Raw genomic sequence first — 2,869 nt, forward strand, 5'->3', positions numbered from 1 at the left:
AAAGAATTCTTAAAATCTTTTATCAATTTATCAAAATTAAATCTTAAAGAATATGCATCTATACCAAATTCTTCCGAATTCATATTTTCTTTAATAAAAGTTTCAATAAAACTAAAGATTTCTTCTAATTTTGATATAAAATTATTTTCAAGTTCTTTAAGGCTTGATTTTTTCGATTCTTTAATATCGTTAAGAATAGAATTTAAATTTTGCAATTGAGATACCGAATTATCTTCTCGATTATAATGTTTCATTTTTCTAATTTTTTCATTAGTATTTTTATCCTCTTTGAAAATATTTCTAATTAATTCTACAGCTGCTGGAGCTATACTTATTAGAATTTCAGGTATCTTTTTTAATATAATTGGCGGTATAATGGGAGGTATAGGTGGAACAAACATATTTTAACTCCTTATTTTATAGTTTCCAAGAAATTATTAATAATTTTTTCTTTTCTATCATATTCTTTTCTTTTTGTTTCAATTTCGCTTTCGCTTAATTTCATGTTTTCCTCGATTTCTTTTTTAATATCTTCAACGCTCGCTTGATTATTTTTCATAACTCTATTAATATTCCTTTTAATAGAATTCAAAGAATTTTTTGTGATTTCGTCTATATTAAAACAGAAATTATTTAAAGCGTTGTCGACTAATTCGTCCAAATAGCTTTTTATTTCTTTTTCTTTTTCGCTTTTGTTTTTTAATTTTAATATCTCCGAGCATTTCCTATCGGATATGGCTATATGGTCCAATATTTCGCTTGAAAATGTTCTTTTAAAATTAGCTATCGTATCGCTGAATTTAGTTTCAATATCGCCGACATTTATATTTAAACTTTCAAATTTTTTATCAAATTCTTTTTCAAGCGCTTCTCTTTGTAAAAATGGATTGCTTATAGAAGGGTCGTATTCGCTTTTTTGATTAAGTTCCGTTTCTATCATATTAACTACATTTTTAATAATATTTTTAGAATATTTTATAGTATTCTTTTCCACATCTTTTAAAGTAGTTTTATAATCTTCTCTTATTTGTTCAAGCATTTTAGCTACCGCTTTAGTTTCTTCTATAGTGGCGTTTTCTTCATCATAAGCCTCGCTTTTTGAAAATGTTTTTGAGCTTTTTTTGGAAGTTTTTTCAAGTTCTGTTTTTTTACCAGAAAAAAATTCTACAACTTTTTTTACTCCGCTTGCGATAGCTCTACCTACAGATTTAATAAATCCCCAAAATCCCATGTATTCTCTCCTTTTATTTTAATTTTTTGTCTTTATTTTTTTATAGCTTCTTTCAATTTTTTATTTTGATTAAGCCATTGTGTTTTTATATTCTCAAAAGCTTCGTTCAAACCGTTCATAGCTTTTTCGATTTCCTCTATTTCCTTATTTTTCATAAGTTTAAACTCTTCCTGTTGTTTTCTATCCATATCTAAAGAGGCTCGGCTTTGAGAGTTTGAATCTTTTATGCTTTTTGCCTTATTGCTTATATTCGTTATCATATTTGAATATCGACTTTCCAAATCGTTTGTCGCTATTTCCACGCCTTTTGAAATTATATTTCCTTTCATTAAGGAATTGACTTTTTCAATATTTGTGAAATCTCTTATATAATTAGAATTCTTGATTATATTATTATTAAGATTCGGGTCTTGTAAACTTAAATCTATACCGTAGCTTTTTGCCAATTTATATATTTGCAATATGGCTTCTTCTTCGCATTTTTCACCGTTTTCAAGCGATATAATATTAGAAAATACATAAGAAGAAACTCCGATTATATTATTATTAAGCAGATTTTCATCATTATTATAATTATCTTTCAAATATTTTTTCCATTCTTCGCTTTGTTTTTTCCAATCTTCTTTAGGATTATTTCTATTGTCAATTTGCGTTCCCAAAATCATAACTTTGTATTTATCGTCTCCGACATTGTCAAAAACTTTAGTTATGGTTACATATTCATCGTTTCTCAAACTTGAAGAATCTACGCAAACTATTACGGCATTCGCTCTTTTAATATAATCTCTCGTTATTTTTGAGCGATAATCGACTACATCGTCTAATCCCGGAGTATCGACTATCGTCACATCTTTTGGCATATTTTCGTTATTCAAATAAACGGTAAGCTCTTTAACGAAATAATGAATTTTGCTATTTTTAGAAGTGTATTCTTTTACTTTATTTTTCAAATCTTCAATATTCGACACTTCGATTGTTTCGTCCGATTTTCCTATATATTGGCTTTCAATATTTTTAGCTCCAGAACTTTCAAATTCTTCTCTAAAAATTTTTGTTTTTGTTCTGCTTTCGGATTCTTTAACGCTTTCCCATAATTCGTCCCATTCTTTTCTATTATAAAACTTAACCAATAATTTATTTTGCGAAGAATATTTGAATTTTGTTAAAGATGCGGTTTCGGGCGTCACATCCGTTGAGGCTATATTTTCCTCAAATAATGCGTTAATAAATGTGGATTTTCCCGCTTTTATTGTGCCGACTATCGCTATTTGTAAATTCGGGTCATCCGCCAAGTATTTTTGCGCTTTAATGTCGTTTCGCTCATCGTCAAATCGAACATTAAATTCTTTTTCTACCGTTTCGATAGATTTCTCTATTTCAGAGATTTTTCTTTTTTGTCTTTCGACTTCGTTTTGTAATTTTTCTAACGCGCTCATTTTAAGCTCCTTGAAATATAAAATTTTTTAATTGAATTATTTATAAAATTGTTTAAGGATAAATTTTTATTTAAACGATATAAATTTTCCCTAAACGATTTTAGGCAGATTGATAAACATGATAAAATTTTTAAAAAGTTACATATTAGTATAGTATAGTATAGTATAGTATAGTATAGTATAGTATAGTATAGTATAGTAT

Annotated in this window: 3 protein-coding genes; all 3 read right to left on the minus strand. The window is 27.2% G+C overall.

All coding sequences use genetic code 11. From position 1 onward, the window contains the following. Positions 1-401 (minus strand): hypothetical protein (locus tag EZH24_RS09695; protein WP_137998951.1); only part of this gene is annotated, 401 nt, incomplete at its 3' end. A gap of 11 nt (positions 402-412) precedes the next feature. Beyond that, positions 413-1,231, minus strand: a complete 819-nt coding sequence (locus EZH24_RS09700; protein ID WP_137998952.1) for a hypothetical protein — start codon at positions 1,229-1,231, stop codon at positions 413-415. 32 nt (positions 1,232-1,263) lie between these two features. Continuing rightward, positions 1,264-2,667, minus strand: coding sequence for a dynamin family protein (locus EZH24_RS09705; protein ID WP_137998953.1), 1,404 nt, complete (start codon positions 2,665-2,667; stop codon positions 1,264-1,266). Positions 2,668-2,869 lie beyond the last annotated feature (202 nt).

Origin of the sequence: Brachyspira catarrhinii (assembly GCF_005518285.1) — a bacterium.
GTDB classification, from domain to species: Bacteria; Spirochaetota; Brachyspiria; order Brachyspirales; family Brachyspiraceae; genus Brachyspira; species Brachyspira catarrhinii.

What these genes read in the sequence shown, in the direction of transcription:
- EZH24_RS09700 (WP_137998952.1), bottom strand. Translation starts at nt 1,231, where the DNA reads ATGGGATTTTGGGGATTTATTAAATCTGTAGGTAGAGCTATCGCAAGC.
- EZH24_RS09705 (WP_137998953.1), bottom strand. Translation starts at nt 2,667, where the DNA reads ATGAGCGCGTTAGAAAAATTACAAAACGAAGTCGAAAGACAAAAAAGA.